The sequence below is a fragment of the Parabacteroides sp. APC149_11_2_Y6 genome (genome assembly GCF_054506995.1).
Window position 1 is genome coordinate 4,051,410 of record NZ_CP173709.1, and the last position, 18,822, is coordinate 4,070,231.

General features: G+C 42.2%; 9 protein-coding genes, 2 tRNA genes, 3 rRNA genes and 1 other RNA gene. 3 read left to right on the top strand and 12 right to left on the bottom strand.

All coding sequences use genetic code 11. The features are described 5' to 3' along the window. Positions 1–126: 126 nt before the first annotated feature. From ssrA to ACGE0T_RS16975, 3 genes are all read right to left on the bottom strand, one after another. Positions 127–527, bottom strand: a transfer-messenger RNA (tmRNA) gene (gene ssrA / locus ACGE0T_RS16965). 58 nt (positions 528–585) lie between these two features. Beyond that, positions 586–1,467 carry an alpha/beta hydrolase gene (locus tag ACGE0T_RS16970; protein WP_459187767.1) on the bottom strand — a complete coding sequence of 294 codons (882 nt, stop codon included), beginning with the start codon at positions 1,465–1,467 and terminating at the stop codon, positions 586–588. Positions 1,468–1,488: 21 nt separating this feature from the next. After that, the gene (locus tag ACGE0T_RS16975) at positions 1,489–3,036 is read right to left on the bottom strand and encodes an arylsulfatase (RefSeq protein WP_459187768.1); all 1,548 of its coding nucleotides are present in this window, start codon (positions 3,034–3,036) and stop codon (positions 1,489–1,491) included. Between the two features lie 189 nt (positions 3,037–3,225). Here ACGE0T_RS16975 and ACGE0T_RS16980 point away from each other — a divergent pair, with 189 nt between their 5' ends. Genes ACGE0T_RS16980 through ACGE0T_RS16990 form a run of 3 tightly spaced genes read left to right on the top strand, consistent with a single transcriptional unit; the run spans position 3,226 to position 4,548 of the window. Beyond that, the gene (locus tag ACGE0T_RS16980) at positions 3,226–3,591 is read left to right on the top strand and encodes an ISAon1 family transposase N-terminal region protein (RefSeq protein ID WP_459187769.1); all 366 of its coding nucleotides are present in this window, start codon (positions 3,226–3,228) and stop codon (positions 3,589–3,591) included. 22 nt (positions 3,592–3,613) lie between these two features. Then, entirely contained in the window at positions 3,614–4,261 is a 648-nt protein-coding gene (locus ACGE0T_RS16985; RefSeq protein ID WP_459187770.1) for an ISL3 family transposase, read from the top strand. Next, positions 4,144–4,548, top strand: coding sequence for an ISL3 family transposase (locus ACGE0T_RS16990; RefSeq protein WP_459187771.1), 405 nt, complete (start codon positions 4,144–4,146; stop codon positions 4,546–4,548). The genes ACGE0T_RS16985 and ACGE0T_RS16990 overlap by 118 nt, the downstream gene beginning before the upstream one ends. Before the next feature lie 140 nt (positions 4,549–4,688). Here ACGE0T_RS16990 and rrf read toward each other — a convergent pair. The 9 genes from rrf to ACGE0T_RS17035 all read right to left on the bottom strand — a co-directional run bounded on the left by rrf (position 4,689) and on the right by ACGE0T_RS17035 (position 18,634). Beyond that, positions 4,689–4,799: ribosomal RNA gene (gene rrf / locus ACGE0T_RS16995) — 5S ribosomal RNA — on the bottom strand. 100 nt (positions 4,800–4,899) lie between these two features. Then, positions 4,900–7,777 (bottom strand): 23S ribosomal RNA (locus ACGE0T_RS17000). Positions 7,778–7,940: 163 nt separating this feature from the next. After that, positions 7,941–8,014, bottom strand: a tRNA-Ala gene (locus ACGE0T_RS17005). A 131-nt stretch (positions 8,015–8,145) separates the two neighbouring features. Continuing rightward, positions 8,146–8,219, bottom strand: a tRNA-Ile gene (locus tag ACGE0T_RS17010). 151 nt (positions 8,220–8,370) lie between these two features. Beyond that, positions 8,371–9,895 (bottom strand): 16S ribosomal RNA (locus ACGE0T_RS17015). The 16S, 23S and 5S rRNA genes sit together here with 2 tRNA genes alongside, the layout of an rRNA operon. A 438-nt stretch (positions 9,896–10,333) precedes the next feature. Beyond that, a complete protein-coding gene (locus ACGE0T_RS17020) occupies positions 10,334–11,929 on the bottom strand; it encodes a beta-N-acetylhexosaminidase (protein ID WP_459187772.1) in 1,596 nt (531 codons plus the stop codon). 208 nt (positions 11,930–12,137) lie between these two features. Then, positions 12,138–13,355, bottom strand: a complete 1,218-nt coding sequence (locus tag ACGE0T_RS17025; protein ID WP_459187773.1) for a glycosyltransferase WbsX family protein — start codon at positions 13,353–13,355, stop codon at positions 12,138–12,140. 18 nt (positions 13,356–13,373) lie between these two features. Next, positions 13,374–15,083, bottom strand: coding sequence for a RagB/SusD family nutrient uptake outer membrane protein (locus tag ACGE0T_RS17030; RefSeq protein ID WP_459187774.1), 1,710 nt, complete (start codon positions 15,081–15,083; stop codon positions 13,374–13,376). A gap of 26 nt (positions 15,084–15,109) precedes the next feature. Next, a complete protein-coding gene (locus ACGE0T_RS17035; protein ID WP_459187775.1) occupies positions 15,110–18,634 on the bottom strand; it encodes a TonB-dependent receptor in 3,525 nt (1,174 codons plus the stop codon). Positions 18,635–18,822 lie beyond the last annotated feature (188 nt).

An 18,822-nucleotide genomic window follows, 5' to 3' on the forward strand; every position in this document is an offset into this window, starting at 1 on the left:
CCCAGCTCTAAAGAAACATAAAACTGTAAATCATAGCATTTTCAACTTTCAATTTTCATAAAGCGGATGTAAAATAAGATGCGATAAGGCAAATAAGGCTGATAGTCAGTTGACTATCAGCCTTATTTGTGGAGCTGGAGAGATTCGAACTCTCGTCCAAACGAGGAATTAATTCGCTTTCTACATGTTTATCTTCGCCTTCGATTGTCGGAGCCAAGCAAGACCGAAGCCACCCACTTGACCCTTATCCTCTAAATTTTCGCCTGAAACCCGAGGCTTATTTCAAACTATCTCCGATATTGCTGCACCACCTGATCGGACCGCTTCGGAGCCACAGCATCCGGGTGATGTCACGTCCCCGCAACTTTTGCAGGGATTAAGCTTCAATCTACTATACTTCGATTAAGCAGCGTAAGCGTATTCTCTTTCGCCAGTTAATTGTTTGTTGTCTGAGATTTAAGTGCAAGCCAACCACGCACTACATGCTTACAAACCACTTCTACCCGCTGTCAAAACCGGTCAGCCCCATGATTTGTGGCACAAAGATACATAAAAAACAGGTATCTCTGTACTCTATTAACTTTTTTATTCTATCACACCAATCTCCCGGAACCAATCTTCCACTCTATCCGGCCATTCATTCACAGCAGCTCCCGTATCGCGCAGACCATACCCATGACCGCCTTTACTATAGAGATGCATCCATGCCGGAACACCTGCTTCTTTCAAAGCATAATAATAAAACAGGCTGCTATATATATGCGGATTATCATCTTCTGCCTGAATAAGCATGGTCGGAGGTGTCGCAGAGGATACTTTTAACTCTGGTGACAACTGAAATTTATCTCCACTCAAATAGGCCGGATAAACCAACAAGCAGAAATCAGGACGGCAACTCACTTTGTCTGCAGCATCCACAGCCGGATAAGTTCGTTCTGCAAAGTTGTTACTTACCATTGCGGATAGATGTCCACCTGCAGAAAAGCCCATAACCCCGATTCTGTTAGGGTCTATATCCAACTCTTCGGCATGAGCACGAACATAACCTATCGCCCTCTGTACATCCTGTAAAGGGGCTGCATGTTTTTCCCTGCCTTCTCTGCGTGGAACACGATATTTCAAAAGGACAGCCGTTACACCTATATTATTCAACCATTCGCATATTTCAGTTCCTTCCAAGTCGTATGCAAGTATGTTATATCCGCCTCCCGGACAAACGACCATAGCTGCTCCACTGGCAACTTCATCCGGAGCCCGATAGATTGTGATAGTAGGCTCACTTACATCGGTCATACGCAATACTGGCTCACCTCCTATTTTATCTCCTTCGGAACTACTTTTTTCTGTCAGTTTAGCTACCTCACCCGGTGCTCCTTTCGGAAATAGTAAAACTGAATTCTTCTGAGCCATTACAGAACTCACCACACAACAAACTCCTATGAACAGGAGCATACATTTTCTTGTCATATTATTCACTGTTTAATCAGGTTATATATTTTTTATCTGAGGGTAATTCGGGCTATATATCATGGTGTTTTTACGGACAACCAACTGGCCATCCTTTACAAATTCTTCTCCACGTTCCGATAGATGCAAAATCATAGCCTGCCGCATATCTTTCAATATTTTAGAATAAGCTGGTTTTCCGGAACATTCTTTTAATTCCAACGGATCCTTCTGCAAGTCAAACAATTGTTCTTTCCCTGTATGGAAATTCCAGATATATTTAATTTTACCATCCGTTAATCCACACCAGTAATTATCCTCACTGTAACAGGTAGCATGCTCCATATCTATATATGAACGCCATTCTTTTTGTTTTCCCTGAACCAATTTTAATAAAGACATACCATCCATATCCGGTGGAACAGAATCTCCTGCCAACTCTATAAATGTCGGCAGAAAATCCCTTAACTCTACAGGTTTGTCTACTTTCGTTCCGCCAGGGAGCACGTTGGAAACACCTAACGGCCATTTCACGACAAAAGGAATATGTGAAGAGCCTTCATAAGGATACGTTTTCCTCCAATGATAATGATCGCCTAACATGTCTCCATGATCTGCGGTAAAACAGATAATAGCATCATCATACATATCCTTCTCTTTCAACGCTGTTATTATTTGTCCTATCTGATCATCTATGAACGTTATATTTGCATAATAATGCCGGCGTGAATTCACAGCATAGTCCTCTCCAAAATTTCCAAAAGCGGCATCCGGAGAGGCCTTCAGGGGATCTGTTTTTTCAGCATACTGACTACACCAATCTCCAATTGCCGGGAGCGGGATTTCCACATTCCGATACATATCCAGATAGCGTTTAGGAGGGTCATAAGGACTATGAGGACGTGCAAAAGAAACTTTCAGGAAAAGAGGTTTGTAACTATTATAATTCTGTATTAATTCACAAGCGGTCTGCCCCGTCCATGAAGTAGGATGCAAATGTTCATCCAATTCATAAGTACCAGCTTTATGTGCATTCCAGCCGATACCTGTAAGATCCGGATTTTCTCCCGGAGCCTGCAATTGAAACCATTCCCGATAATCACTGATAAAATCTTTAGTCTCGACACGACCACTTTCATCTATTAAGGTCGCATGAAAACCATGAAGGGCTTTTTGTGGAAACCAGTGCATTTTTCCGATACCAAAAGTATAATATCCCAGGTTCCTTAGCATTTGAGGCATTTCATAAGTATATTTTTCCGCCATTCGCCCATATCCTAACATACCATGTTTCCAGGGAGACATTCCGGTTAACAGCCCTGCACGTGCCGGAGTACTACTCGGAGAAGAAGAGTAACCACAAGCAAACAAAGTTCCCTCTTCCGCCAATTTATCAATATTAGGAGTGATTACAGACCGATTGCCCATGCATCCCAAAGCATCCCCACGATGTTGGTCTGTCATTATAAAAATGACATGAGGCTTCTTTACTCGTTTCTTTTCAAGTGGATTCTCTGCATATACAAGCCGATTTAAACCAGTACCTGTACCAATTAATAGGGATGACTTAAGAAATGTTCTTCTCCTCATGTCTTACAAAATATCTTATTCAAATCACGAAGATAAATATCTTACCGGATATTCAATCATAGGAATAACTATATTTTCGAAGAACTATGTTTACGGATAACGCGGATAGAGCGGATTAAGGCTCATACCGAAAATCTGAGGGATTAAAATAATAAATCGTATCTTAGCCTGAGTAAAAAAAGAAAAGCAATGAGTTACGATGAATTTCTTCGTTTTATCTTTCCAGATGGAATGTTCGATTATTTTGAGTTGTCAGATTTCCAAGAAAAGCCAGATCAGGTAGAAATATACTTTGAAGAGAAGAATATACATCCCACGGAATATACAACAGACAAATTAGAGAGCAAGGGTTTTTATGAACAAGTCAGGATGCACGATTATCCGATGCGTAGTCGTACTTGTTTATTGTTTATCAAGAAACGTCGCTGGTTCAATCACCGTACAGGTAAATATGTAAGCCGCAATTGGAAATTAGTGGCAGAAGGAACGCAAATAACGACAGAGTTTGCGTCTTTTTTAAAAGCATTGGATCGACTCTCGAGCTCTAAGCATTAGTCTTTTGGCGGATCATTACGGGATGGATGCTAAACAGTTGGAGTCGCAATACAAAAATCATCTGAGTCATTTTAAGAATTGGGAACAGCGTTCCCATGCCCAAGAGTGGATTCTCTTCGAGAAAAACATAGGGCCCTATGTCGGGCTGGACGAAACAGCTCTTTCTTCAGGAGAGTTGTATACAATCCTGATAAACAAAGATGCGAAAGGTAAAAAAGGTACCATCATCGCCATGGTTAAAGGTACATCCGCAGAAAAGGTTTCTCAAGTATTGCTCAAACTTTCCCGTCGCAGGCGTTTTCAGGTTCGTGAAATCACCTTGGACATGGCTCCCAATATGGCTCAGATAACCCGTGTTTGTTTTCCTGCCGCCAAACAGGTTATCGACCGTTTTCATGTTCAGAAGCTCGCTTTTGAAGCTGTACAGGAAATGCGTATAAAGGCACGATGGGAGGCATTGGATAAAGAAATGGTCGAGCTTACCTATGCAAAACATCCGGTCAGCCCTTTGTCCCTGAAACATTTGAGAATGGGGACAGCCGCAAACAACTGTTGGCAAGAAGCCGGTACCTTTTATTCAAGAAAGATGAACTTTGGTCTGAGAGCCAAAGAAAAAGGGCCAGGATTCTTTTCCGGGAATATCCCGATATTAAGAAAGCCTATTACTTAAGCATGAGGCTGGGCTTGATATATCACCAGGTAAAATCGGCAGATATTGCCTTGACACGCCTGGCACATTGGTATGACGAGGTAGACAGATCCGGTTTTCTTTCTTTTGGAACTGTAGCCAGGACTATACAAGCACATTACTTAAATATTGTTGCCTTTTTTAGAAGACGACCAACCAATGCTGCAAGTGAATCCTTCAATGCTAAAATAAAAGCTTTCAGGGCACAACTCAGAGGGGTGAGGGATGTCACTTTTTTCTTATTCAGGCTTGCTAATATTTATGCTTAAAATTTAATCCCCTCAGGATTTCAGTATGAGCCCGGATTAAGCGTACCTCGTTCTTCTTTCCGTGCCCATATCGCCACATACGAAAAAAGGAGCTAGCCTTTCGACTAACTCCTTTTCCTCTCTAAGCTTTCGCTTGTTTAAGACGGCGGCTACCTACTCTCCCACTTTTACGCAGTACCATCGGCGTGGTTGGGCTTAACTTCTCTGTTCGGAATGGGAAGAGGTGGATCCCCAACGCTATAACCACCTTAATATCGTTTATTAAGATTTTGACTGGACAACTCCATATTTTGGAGTAACTCTTCGAGCCATATGGCTTTCGCCATCTGCTGATATATCAATCCTTTATGTATAAGAAAGTCTCGGGCTATTAGTACTACTCGGCTTCGACATTACTGCCCTTACACCTGTAGCCTATCAACGTTGTAGTCTACAACGACCCTTGAGGGAGATCTTATCTTGAGGCTGGCTTCGTACTTAGATGCTTTCAGCACTTATCCAATCCAGACTTAGATACCCGGCGGTGCACCTGGCGGTACAACCGGTAAACCAGTGGTCTGTCCAACACGGTCCTCTCGTACTAGTGTCAGAACCCCTCAAATCTCCTACGCCCACGATAGATAGAGACCGAACTGTCTCACGACGTTCTGAACCCAGCTCGCGTGCCACTTTAATGGGCGAACAGCCCAACCCTTGGGACCTTCTCCAGCCCCAGGATGTGACGAGCCGACATCGAGGTGCCAAACCATTCCGTCGATATGAGCTCTTGGGAATGATCAGCCTGTTATCCCCGGAGTACCTTTTATCCTTTGAGCGATGGCCCTTCCATGCGGAACCACCGGATCACTATGCTCTAGTTTCCTACCTGATCGACTTGTTTGTCTCCCAGTCAAGCACCCTTATGCCATTACACTCTGCGACCGGTTACCAATCGGTCTGAGGGTACCTTTAGAAGCCTCCGTTACTCTTTTGGAGGCGACCACCCCAGTCAAACTACCCACCATACAGTGTCCCCGCATGCCGCGGGTTAGAACTCAAACAATCAAAGGGCCGTATTTCAACGACGGCTCCACAAATACTGGCGTACCTGCTTCGTTGCCTCCGGCCTATCCTACACATCAAGTGCCCAAATTCAATGTAAAGCTATAGTAAAGGTTCACGGGGTCTTTTCGTCCCATCGCGGGTAATCGGCATCTTCACCGATACTACAATTTCACCGAGCTCACGGTTGAGACAGTGTCCAGATCATTACACCATTCGTGCAGGTCGGAACTTACCCGACAAGGAATTTCGCTACCTTAGGACCGTTATAGTTACGGCCGCCGTTTACTGGGGCTTCAATTCAATGCTTCTCTTGCGATGACATCTCCTCTTAACCTTCCAGCACCGGGCAGGTGTCAGGCTGTATACTTCATATTTCTATTTCGCACAGCCATGTGTTTTTGTTAAACAGTTGCCTGGACCTATTCTCTGCGCCCACCTGTTACAGTGGGACCCTTTATCCCGAAGTTACAGGGTCAATTTGCCTAGTTCCTTAACCGTGAATCACTCGAGCGCCTCAGTATTTTCAACCCAACTACGTGTGTCCGTTTGTGGTACGGGTACTACAATGATATGCTTAGCGGATTTTCTAGGGAGCCTGTTTACATCCATATTGCCTTGTGCAAGCACTCGGCATACTGTCAGGTTCGACTCTGGGTGCGGATTTGCCTACACCCATCGACGTCTACACCCTTTAACCACCTATTCCGTCAGATGGCAGGATTGTCACTTCTCCGTCTCCACATCGCTCACTGTACTAGTAAGGGAATATTAACCCTTTCTTCCATCGGAATCGCCGTTCGGCTTATCCTTAGGCCCCGACTTACCCTGATCCGATTAACGTTGATCAGGAAACCTTAGTCTTTCGGCGAGGGGGTTTCTCACCCCCTTTATCGTTACTTATACCTACATTTGCTTTTCCAGTTACTCCAGCAAGGGTTATCCCTCACCTTCGACGCCACTGGAATGCTCCCCTACCATGTGTTACCACATCCATAGCTTCGGTAAACGGTTTATGCCCGAGTATTATCCACGCCGGACTCCTCGACTAGTGAGCTGTTACGCACTCTTTAAATGAATGGCTGCTTCCAAGCCAACATCCTAGCTGTCTCTGCAGTCTGACTTCGTTAGTTCAACTTAACCGTTATTTGGGGACCTTAGCTGATGGTCTGGATTCTTCTCCTCTCGGACGCGGACCTTAGCACCCGCGCCCTCACTCCTTATCAATATATAGCACGCATTCGGAGTTTATCTGGACTTGATAGGCGGTGAAGCCCTCGCATCCAATCAGTCGCTCTACCTCATGCTATACTAAATAAAGGCTGCACCTAAATGCATTTCGGGGAGTACGAGCTATCTCCAAGTTTGATTAGCCTTTCACCCCTACCCTCAGTTCATCCGAAAGCTTTTCAACGCTTACCGGTTCGGTCCTCCAGTTGGTGTTACCCAACCTTCAACCTGACCAAGGGTAGATCACTTGGTTTCGCGTCTACTCCCTCCGACTATGTCGCCCTGTTAAGACTCGCTTTCGCTTCGGCTCCGTACCTGAAATACTTAACCTTGCCGGAGAAAGTAACTCGTAGGTTCATTATGCAAAAGGCACGCCGTCACCACTTAATGTGGCTCCGACCGCTTGTAGGCAGACGGGTTCAGGGTCTATTTCACTCCTCTGTTCGAGGTTCTTTTCACCTTTCCCTCACGGTACTGGTTCGCTATCGGTCTCTCGGGAGTATTTAGCCTTACGGGATGGGCCCCGCTGATTCACACAGGATTTCTCGTGTCCCGCGCTACTCAGGATACCACTAGGCTGCGTCAGGGAGTCGTGTACCGGGCTGTCACCGTTTGTTGCCGTCCTTTCCAGAACGTTCCACTTCCCTGAGTTTTTGCCACGTCGTGGTCCTACTACCCCGTTGTTGCCTAAACAACAACGGTTTGGGCTGTTCCGCGTTCGCTCGCCACTACTTGCGGAATCACTGTTGTTTTCTTCTCCTATGGGTACTTAGATGTTTCAGTTCCCCACGTTTGCCTTCCTTACGGAATGATTGGCCTTCTACCAACCGGGTTGCCCCATTCGGAAATCCTCGGATCAATGGTTATTTGCACCTACCCGAAGCTTATCGCAGCTTATCACGTCCTTCTTCGCCTCCGAGAGCCAAGGCATCCACCGTCTGCCCTTGCTTACTTTCTTTATACACGGCACCGATTAGTGCCGGATTGATATATCTTCAGCTTGCTCTGTTTTGTTACTTTTTTTTGAAGTTGTCCAATACGTCAAAGATCTTTTTCAGGTGACAGTTGACAAGTGACAGTTGACAATTAAGCAACTATGTTGTCCAATATCCCTTTTTTTGTGGAGAATAACGGATTCGAACCGTTGACCCTCTGCGTGCAAGGCAGATGCTCTAGCCAGCTGAGCTAATCCCCCAAGGTTCAGGTGACAGTTGAAATGTGACAATGGACTGTTTTTTGTCCCACACTCTGACTGTAAACCGGATTTGAGTTTTTCTTTATCGTTAACTGTCAACTTTCAATTGTCAACTGTCAACTTTTAAGAAGTAGTCCCAGGCAGAGTTGAACTGCCGACCTCTACATTATCAGTGTAGCGCTCTAACCAACTGAGCTATAGGACTGTCAACTTTTCTAGCCCGGGATTGTCATCCCAGCTTCTTGTTTTCTCTCTCTTCTTTTGTCGAGATCTATATATGAATACATATTCAACCGTAGTACAAGAACATACTGTCTTGTTTATGAGACCACCATAGTCATATCTCTGTGCTCCAGAAAGGAGGTGTTCCAGCCGCACCTTCCGGTACGGCTACCTTGTTACGACTTAGCCCCAGTCACCAGTTTTACCCTAGGCCGATCCTTGCGGTTACGGACTTCAGGTACCCCCGGCTCCCATGGCTTGACGGGCGGTGTGTACAAGGCCCGGGAACGTATTCACCGCGCCATGGCTGATGCGCGATTACTAGCGAATCCAGCTTCACGAAGTCGGGTTGCAGACTTCGATCCGAACTGAGATGGGGTTTGGAGATTGGCATCCTGTCGCCAGGTAGCTGCCCTTTGTCCCCACCATTGTAACACGTGTGTCGCCCCGGATGTAAGGGCCGTGCTGATTTGACGTCATCCCCACCTTCCTCACAGCTTACGCTGGCAGTCTCACCAGAGTCCTCAGCTTGACCTGTTAGTAACTAGTGATAAGGGTTGCGCTCGTTATGGCACTTAAGCCGACACCTCACGGCACGAGCTGACGACAACCATGCAGCACCTCGCAAATGGCTATTGCTAGAAAGGGTGTTTCCACCCCGGTCCAAATGCGTTCAAACCCGGGTAAGGTTCCTCGCGTATCATCGAATTAAACCACATGTTCCTCCGCTTGTGCGGGCCCCCGTCAATTCCTTTGAGTTTCACCGTTGCCGGCGTACTCCCCAGGTGGATTACTTAACGCTTTCGCTGTAGAGCTTACATTGTATCGCAAACTCCTAGTAATCATCGTTTACTGCGTGGACTACCAGGGTATCTAATCCTGTTTGATCCCCACGCTTTCGTGCTTCAGTGTCAGTTATGGTTTAGTAAGCTGCCTTCGCAATCGGAGTTCTGCGTGATATCTATGCATTTCACCGCTACACCACGCATTCCGCCTACCTCAAACACACTCAAGTAATCCAGTTTCAACGGCAATTTTATGGTTGAGCCACAAACTTTCACCGCTGACTTAAATTACGACCTACGCACCCTTTAAACCCAATAAATCCGGATAACGCTCGCATCCTCCGTATTACCGCGGCTGCTGGCACGGAGTTAGCCGATGCTTATTCATACGGTACATACAAAACGGGACACGTCCCGCATTTTATTCCCATATAAAAGAAGTTTACAATCCATAGAACCTTCATCCTTCACGCGACTTGGCTGGTTCAGGCTCGCGCCCATTGACCAATATTCCTCACTGCTGCCTCCCGTAGGAGTTTGGTCCGTGTCTCAGTACCAATGTGGGGGACCTTCCTCTCAGAACCCCTATCCATCGTCGGTTTGGTGGGCCGTTACCCCGCCAACTGCCTAATGGAACGCATGCCTATCTATCAGCGATGAATCTTTAACAAATATTCCCATGCGGGACCCCTGTTTTATGGGGTATTAATCCGACTTTCGCCGGGCTATCCCCCTCTGATAGGTAAGTTGCATACGCGTTACTCACCCGTGCGCCGGTCGCCACCCGGTATTGCTACCTGTGCTGCCCCTCGACTTGCATGTGTTAAGCCTGTCGCTAGCGTTCATCCTGAGCCAGGATCAAACTCTTCGTTGTTAATTTTGTTTGTCTTGCCCAGAATATAACTATCCTTTTTATCGTAGTCTCTTTTCCTTGACGGTATGTTCGTATTTCTACGTTTTCTTGTACTACTTTAGTTGATATGTAAATCTTTCAAAGAACTTGTTTCGCTACTCGTTATTTTTGCGAACGTGGATGCAAAGATAAGGACTTTTATTTTATACTTCCAAATGTTTCAGGAAGTTTTTTTCTAAAAGTTTTTTTCATCATGTTCAACCGCCGTTCTCTCTCGAATGCGGGTGCAAAAGTAGTGCTGTAGAACATAGCTTCCAAATATTTCCACAACTTTTTTTCATCTTTTTTTTAACACAACAAACGGTTATTAATGGTACACGTACGCGATGAATTTCCGCACATACATGACTACTCTTTGCATTAATCAATAATCATTCCCCTAATACTTTTGAACATTCTTTACTTTTCCGAACCAATTACAATACCTTGCGCAGCCCATTTTTCTTTAAAAATATCCAATGTTTGCACAAAACGAGTATAATCTTTGTTCGAAATATCAGTCCATCCGGTTTCAGCATAAGCAGCCAAACGTGGAAAAACCTTCAAATTCAGACTCTCCACAGTTGGGACAAATTCACCCCACATCTGACAACCTAAACCTAAAACCTTTTTCTGCTGCACATCCGTCAATCCATCGGGCACAGGATTAAATGAATACGCTTTTTCTAAAGGAATCGATTCATATGTATAATCCAGATAAGTATATTCATGATATGAATTTACAATATCATACCCTTGTTCTATTGTTTCTTTAATTAGCTTAGGATCTCCTTTCCAAAAATGAACAATCGTGCCGGAAGCCAGTTGTTGTTTGACTTCCGTATCTGATTTATCTTGGTATTCATGCAATTTAGCTCCTGTAATTTCATTCCAGCCCATCATTCTACGTCCCTTGTCGGCTAACAAATTAGACATATTATTTGTAAAAAACACTTGTAATTCTGCTGGTGTTTTAATCTTATTTTTAGCCATATAAGAACGGATAGCCGGGGATTCTTTCCACTGGTCATACCTGACTTCATCCCCTCCTATATGAAATACGGGAGCAGGGAATAATGCTATAACTTCATCCATCACGTCTTCCATAAACCGAATTACACGAGGATCCGACACATTATAAACATCATATTGAACACCAAATTTACATGGAACTTTTATTTGTTTGCCACTTGTACCCAACCAGGGATAGGAAGCGATTGCCGCACTGGCATGACCTGGCATTTCCACTTCCGGCACAACCATTATATGACGTTTTGCAGCATAATCAACCACTTCCTTTATTTGTTCCTGTGTGTAAAATCCTCCGTGAGGCTTTCCATCGTATACGTTACTTCCAAAATGATTTATCTCTGAAGAATCACGATAAGCACCCACTTCTGTCAACCGGGGATATTTCTTTATTTCTATACGCCATCCATGGTCTTCTGTCAAATGCCAATGAAAAACATTCATTTTTAATGCAGCCATTTGATCCAACAAACTCAGTACAACATCTTTTCCTTTAAAATAACGTCCCTCATCCAGCATAAATGCACGCCACGAAAAAGCCGGATAATCGGTCACTATCGCTTTCTGTACCTGATATTTACCATCTTTCTCCTTTATTATCTGCCGTAATGTCTGAATACCATTTAAGACACCAGCCGGTGTATTTGCTTGAATCTGAATATTCCCGGAGGCTACGTTTAATATGTATCCCTCTTTTTCTTCCGATAAGACCGTAGGTTCCAATATCAGTGATATGTCCGCTTTTTTCACACCTTCTTTCAAATCCGTATCTAAAGAAAAATCAGAAGCTAAATAAGATTGCAATAATTTCGCTTCATTTGACAATCCATCCGAATAAGCTATCACCGGTAACTTATTCAATTTGACAAATCCCGGTGTATACGAGACCGATACCGATTGTGGAATAATTTTATACTCCTCTATTGGTGGAGCCTGACAAGCACAAAGAAACAGGAGACAAAACAAGAAGAGACAATTCGCTTTCATACAATATTAGATTATAAAGTTTAATAATAAAGCCACTTACCCGGAATTATCTCGATAAGTGACTTTACAAAAGTAAGATAAAGGGATATTATCTACAAATTTATCCCAATAATGGGATTAATTCCCTACACAATAAAATAACCCTTACAAACTCTATCCGGAAAAACCGGCAGATTTGTAAGGGCTAAAAAATATTTTCTAATGGCTGCTACTTTGTATATCTTTCGTATTTACCATCTATCATAACATCTTTTACGGCATCCAAATAATCAAAACCATATTTCATATCCGGCAATAAGTAAGCACCTTCCACCCACTCATTCCATGCATAAACAGTGATTAACTTCGGATGCTCCGGATGCTTGTCGCAATACGCTTTTGCCTTTTGCAAAAAGGCTGCAAAACTTTGTGGAGACTGATTGAGATGTACCACATCTTCCTGAGTTTTATGAGGAAAACGTGGAGTGTCATCCCATCCAATCGAAGCGTTCGGGAAATAGGGAATAGAGACCGCTTCATCCCATTTCTGAAGACGTTCCAATGCTTCTGTTCCCCAACGGACATAATCTTCATAGATCGGGCCACCCCAATTATACTGCGTTAAACTATTAATCTCCAAAGTCTCAATCTTTTTCAGCAAGTCATCATTTGGCATACCTCCTGCCATTAACTGAATATGCAAATCCGAGAACCCTGCTTTTTTCACTTCTTTCCTGAAATATTCCAAACCTTTACAAGTTTCTTCTAAACTTCCAAACGTTTTAATCAGGTTATCCAGACTAAAAACAGAGAATACCGGTTTACCATCCAACTTCAGATAATTGGGTTGTTTAAAATATTGTTCAATGACACGTTTTACCACTATCCTGAAGTTTTCCCAATCAATAGCTCCATCCCATAAGCGAGAATCATCCTCTTTATACCGATGAACATTCCAATAATTTCGTGCTACATCATGGTCTGCCCACATAATATAAAAATTCATTTTATGGTTATTTTTGGCTTTCAAAAAGCCATCATTCAAACAACCTTCCAAAAACGGACCATTATTAAACCAGTACCAGTCAAAAATAAAAGTATTTACACCATGCTCTGTAGCGGCATCAATCCATTTCTCCATTACCTTTGGGTCATTATCCAATTCATATCCCCATAGAGGCACTTTCGGCTGATAGTGTCCCTCAAAACGAGGATTTCCTTTTTTAATGATTTCCCATTCCCCTGTCCCTTCCGGCCACAGAACTTCACGCCCCATCGGATCATCATGACAAGAAGGCCAAATGTAAGCTGCCACATAATATTCTGGAATTCCTTTACTATTTGTTATATTGTCTCCTTTCTTTTCTGCCTGCATATTCAAACAGCCACACAACAATAAGCACATGCATAAAGTGCAATAAAATAACATATTCAAATTCTTTCTCATACTAGTACAATTTTATGATTAATTCCATCCCGGATTCTGTTTCAGATTTGGATTCAATGTCAACTCATCTTGTGGAATTGAATACAAATAATCTTGTTTCTCTCTGAACTGATAGCCATTTGGCATTACACCTTTAAAATAATCAATCAGTCCATTTTCATCTACCTTCGATTTAAAATCAGGATATTGTGTAAGATCAACGGGATATCCTTTCGGTCTTTTATTTTTAAATAAAGCACTTGCCGCCCATCTCATATAATCTTCATCCCGCTGTCCTTCCAATGCCATTTCGACTCTTCTTTCTCTGCGAATTTCGTATAGCTCGTCGGTAATAGAATAGCCATAGTCCATCTTATTTTTGTCCGAACTTTGCGCATTAACGGTAAAATCAGGCATTCCTGCCCGTTTTCTTAATAAATTCAAAGCATCATATGCAACCGAATTATCCAATTCACACTTTGCCTCTGCATAATTAAGCAAAACTTCACCATACCGTATAAGGATAAGCCCTGTTTCCGCTTGAGTCTCCCAAGATTTACCAGCAGCCGGAGAACTTGGATTTGCTGTTTTCTTTATCTGAAAACCAGTCGGACACAATTGTAAAGCACCTCCTTCAATAGCGGGTCTGGTAAAATAAGCATTTTCTCCAACCGACATTAAATCTCCAGGAATCCAGACTGTCGATTTTAAACGGGCATCACAGTCTTCCGCTATTTTCGTCAAAAAGGCATTACCCTTATGGGTCGCAGCTGTGTTCAAATAGTCGTAAAGCTTGCCATCCTTACCCAAATAAGAAGAAACAAGTTCCCAAGTAATCCCCTTCGAATCGCTGTTATACGTAATAAATCCCTGAGTAGCATTACCAGCCCCTTCAGCAGCATTGAAAGCCCGGTATAAAAGTACTTCATTAATATCCGACATATTATCGAAACCGAACAATTTATAATAATCTTCATCTGGATTACCCGTATTATAGATACCTACTTTATAATCCCCTTTCATTAGCTCTCCCGCTGCTTCCACGCAAATTCTAAAATATTTAGCCGGATCAGCACCGGCTGTCCCAAACTCCGTATCGGCATTATATTTTTGCCAAGAACCTTCAAACAATGCAACCCGCGTCTTAAATGCCAATGCAGCTTCTTTATTTATACGGTTATTACCGACATCTTCTCTCAATTCAAGATGCACAACGGCATTATCCAGATCCGCCAATATAGAATCCGCTATCAACAAACGGGAATCTCGAGGACGCATTAATGCTTCGGTATCGTCCATTTCGAGTACATGCGAATACCAAGGGACATCCCCATACTTTTTCAACAAATTGAAATAGAACCAAGCCCGGAAAAAGTAGGCCTCACCCAAATACTGTTTATAAGCATCATACCCGCTCGCACATTTTGTGTAATTTTCAAAGAATATATTAATATTGCGAATACTTGTCCATTCTCCGGTCCAGTTACCTGTTGATTTAGAACGGGCTCCATTCATAATTACACTTGGACTGCCGACAATCATATCATCATTATCCGTGCCCAGATCAGCAACCATTTGTGTCCAAGGGCTAAAAGAAGGATAAAACTGACGTGTGTAATACTCCAATTCCGTTGAAGTGCTCCAATAGTCATCCATCGTGATCTTATCCATTGGCTGCAAATCAATAAACTTCTCACATGAACATAATAATATCATGAATGAGACTGCTATCAATATGTATCGTTTCATAACCTTTTCTCTTTAATAAATTAAACTTAATATGTCACAGTCAAACCAATAGAATAAATTCTATCGGCACCATAGGTCAAGCGTCCCGAACCGGCTGTGCCAAAAAATTCACCACCTGTAGGGAAGCCTACCGGAGCAACCGGATCTATCCCGTTCGGTAACTTCGAGAATGTCAACAAGTTTTCTCCGGAGAAATAGATCCGAAGCTTTTCCAAATGCATCTTTGAAGTAATGCTACGAGGGAAATTATAGCCTACCTGAACATTCTGCAAACGTAAATAAGCCGCATTTTGCAGATAACGCGTATTCGCATGATTTTTATTCTTCGCTTCTTCCGTATTATTCAAATAAGGTCTGGGCCAATAAGCATCCGTATTTATATTGGCATCCCCTTCATATAATCCGCTATATTTAGAACCCGGCTGATCTCTAAAATAATCCAAATGTTCAGGAGTCAGACAAGACTCCCACCAACCGCCCATAAATCCCCAATATATATTAGACCCACGGTAGAAATACATATCCTTTTTAGCAACGCCTCTCCAAAGCATAGAGAAATCAAAACCTTTATAAGACACGCCTCCGTTTATCGTATATTGATAATGGGGTTGATCATTACCGATAACCGATAAATCACCATGATCTCCAATCGTATTCGTTCCGTTGTTGACCTTACCGTCATGATTTATATCCTCATATTTTAAATCTCCGGTATTCCAATCGGCGGCAATATGAGTCATATCGACTTTTGACAAATATGAATCCAGATCCTCTTGCGAGCGAAACAAATCATTCACTGTATATCCCCAAATATCTCCGACTTCGGCTCCTTCATACCAGGTAGACAATGTTCCTGTCGGATTAAAATATTTTGTAACGACAGATTTATAGTCATACAAACTTACACCGATATTATACGATAGCCCGTTTTCCAACGCATGTTTCCAGTTCAAACTGATTTCCCAACCGCGGGTTCGCAAAGTCGAATTATTCTCTTTTGGAACACTCGTACCCAATACACCCGGCATCGCCTGAGACGGTCCGACCATATCAATAGTCCGTCTTTCAAACCAATCCGCAGTAGCCGACAATCGATTATTTAAGAAAGACAAATCCACCCCGACATTGGTAGTTGCAGCCGTTTCCCATGTCAAATTCCTATTCACCAAATTAGGTCCAGAAGTATACCCCACAGGCCTTGTTGAGCCATAATTAAATATCCAATTCAATTTATCCGCAGAGATAGGAATTAATTCCAAGTCACTGTATGGAGAGATATTTTGATTCCCCAATTGCCCCCAAGATGCACGGACTTTCATTGTATTGACATAAGGCTCAATATTTTTCCAGAATGACTCATTATACAAATTCCAGCCAATCGAGAAGGAAGGAAATGTTCCCCATCTTTTTCCATTACGAAAAACATACGATCCATCATAGCGAACATTCGCTTCAAATAAATATTTCTCTTTATAGTTATAATTCAATCTTGCAAAATAACTCTCCGTAGCATTATGTGCCAAAGCCTCTGATAAAAGAGCATCACCTGTTGCTGTCGGGAATGAAGGTACTTTTTCCGAAATTAAATCAGTTTTATAACCTTGAACCCATGACTCATCTCCCCGTTCAAACTGCATACCCGCTAAAATGGTAAAGTTATGTTCCTCATTGATATCAAAATCATATGAAGTATAGATGTTTGTCGTCCAATACTTTTTTATATATTTCTTCCGAGTCAGATTGTTCGGGATACTTATACCGTTTTCATATGGTTGATTATTTATATCATATGTATATATATACTTTTCCACTTCTGAAATTTCCTGGTTATATACATTATAAGCAAAATCTGCATTAATCTTCCATCCCTTCAACGGGCGAAGTTCCATCCGAAAGTTATTCCAGAAATCAATATCATCTTGTTTGTCTGTCCCTGCCTGCATGGAAGGAATATGAGACTCAAACATATAATTACCGAATCCGTCATATAAAGGTGTAATAGGATAATTTCGAGAAATATGCCGATACAAAAAAGAATAATCACCCTCATTGGTCATATTCGGCTTCTCCCTGATTTTCTTTGCAAAGCGTGTTTCATAGCCAAAATCCCACCAATCAGTAATGGCCACACTGATTTTTCCTAAGGTATTCATTCTTTTAAAGTAATCCGTACCATAATTCAGCACACTACTATCATCCATATAACCTGCTGAAAAGTAATACGAAACTTTATCTGAACCTCCATGCAATGAAATATCATGTTTTTGATTCACACTGTTTCCGAAATAAATATCCCACCAATCGGTATTGGCATAATTCAAGTTTGCATTGTTCCATACATTCCCTTCCGGCATTGCTCCGAAAATTGTTGCTCCAGCTGGCCAATTGGGTATCGAGTTTCTGATATAATCAAAATCTCCTTTCTGATAGGCAATTACACGGTCTATGGTTTCATTGCTGAACGGATGTCCTCCCATATTATCTCCCGCTTCATTTAAAAGTCGGGTCCAAGTATACGAATCCAGGCTTTTAGGTAATTTCTGCGGAGTTTTAATTATCAGATTCCCCGTATAAGAAACACTTACTTTTTCATTTCGTTTACCTTTCTTCGTCGTAATCAAAATTACGCCATAAGGCGCCCTTGCACCATAAATTGCAGATGCCGCAGCATCTTTTAATACTGAAACAGACTCTATATCTTCCGGGTTCAAATTATTTAAATCGCCGGGAAAACCATCTATGACAACATATGGCGATCCCCCATTTAGAGAGCCCATACCACGAATTGAGATATTCATCGTTGCTCCCGGTTCAAATCCGTCCTGAGTACCTATATCAAAATTAAACCCCGGGGCTGCGCCTTGTAGCAACTGCGATACAGTCGATGCCTGACGGTCTTTAAAATCTTTATCAGAAATCACATTTACAGCACCTGTCAGGTTTACTTTCTTTTGGGTGCCGTAGCCAACCACAACGACCTCTTCCAAATGTTTTGTATCTTCCTGTATTTCCACATGAATCACATTATTCCCTTTGACCGGAACTTCACTTGAAATATAACCGATATAGGAAATCAATAATATATCCGAGGAAGAAACCTCTAAAGAAAATTTACCATCCACATCTGTCACAGTCCCATTTGTCGGTGAATCTTTCACCAATATATTCGCACCTATAACAGGCTCACCTGTATGTTTATCTTTGACAACTCCTGCTATCTTACGCTTGTCCTGTGTACTTTTAGGAGCATCGCCTACTGTAAGAATTATATCCTTGTCTACAATTTTATAAGCAATATTTGAATTTTCAAATATCTGATTCAGGATCATAAAAACCGATTTATCTTTCACATCCACTGAAACTTTCCGGTGAACGTCAATAATCTTACTATTATAAAAGAAATGAAAATCAGTTTGTGTCTCTATCTCCTCCAATACATCCAGAATCGTTCGATTCGTCATATTCATCGAGAGTACCGCCTTTTGCGCATATGACTGTGATGCAAAGGCCAATCCCATTGATAAAAAAAGTAATAGACTGGTCAACTTCATGATTCTTGTGATTTTAGACTGCAATATAAAGGCATTAATATTCCCTTTATATTGGAAATAATGAATCTTTACCATACTTTTGTAATTGATTTAAGATTAAAAAAATGAGTTCTTTAGCTCTGTTTAAAGACCGGCTATTGAATTTTTTCATACGGAAAGATGCTGGTAACATTTTTCCGTATGTTTTT

Excerpts from the sequence above, each read along its gene's own strand:
- ACGE0T_RS17020 (WP_459187772.1), bottom strand. The coding sequence starts at position 11,929 with ATGAAAGCGAATTGTCTCTTCTTGTTTTGTCTCCTGTTTCTTTGTGCT.
- ACGE0T_RS17025 (WP_459187773.1), bottom strand. The coding sequence starts at position 13,355 with ATGAGAAAGAATTTGAATATGTTATTTTATTGCACTTTATGCATGTGC.
- ACGE0T_RS16975 (WP_459187768.1), bottom strand. The coding sequence starts at position 3,036 with ATGAGGAGAAGAACATTTCTTAAGTCATCCCTATTAATTGGTACAGGT.
- ACGE0T_RS16985 (WP_459187770.1), top strand. The coding sequence starts at position 3,614 with ATGGATGCTAAACAGTTGGAGTCGCAATACAAAAATCATCTGAGTCAT.
- ACGE0T_RS16970 (WP_459187767.1), bottom strand. The coding sequence starts at position 1,467 with ATGACAAGAAAATGTATGCTCCTGTTCATAGGAGTTTGTTGTGTGGTG.
- ACGE0T_RS16980 (WP_459187769.1), top strand. The coding sequence starts at position 3,226 with ATGAGTTACGATGAATTTCTTCGTTTTATCTTTCCAGATGGAATGTTC.
- ACGE0T_RS17035 (WP_459187775.1), bottom strand. The coding sequence starts at position 18,634 with ATGAAGTTGACCAGTCTATTACTTTTTTTATCAATGGGATTGGCCTTT.
- ACGE0T_RS17030 (WP_459187774.1), bottom strand. The coding sequence starts at position 15,083 with ATGAAACGATACATATTGATAGCAGTCTCATTCATGATATTATTATGT.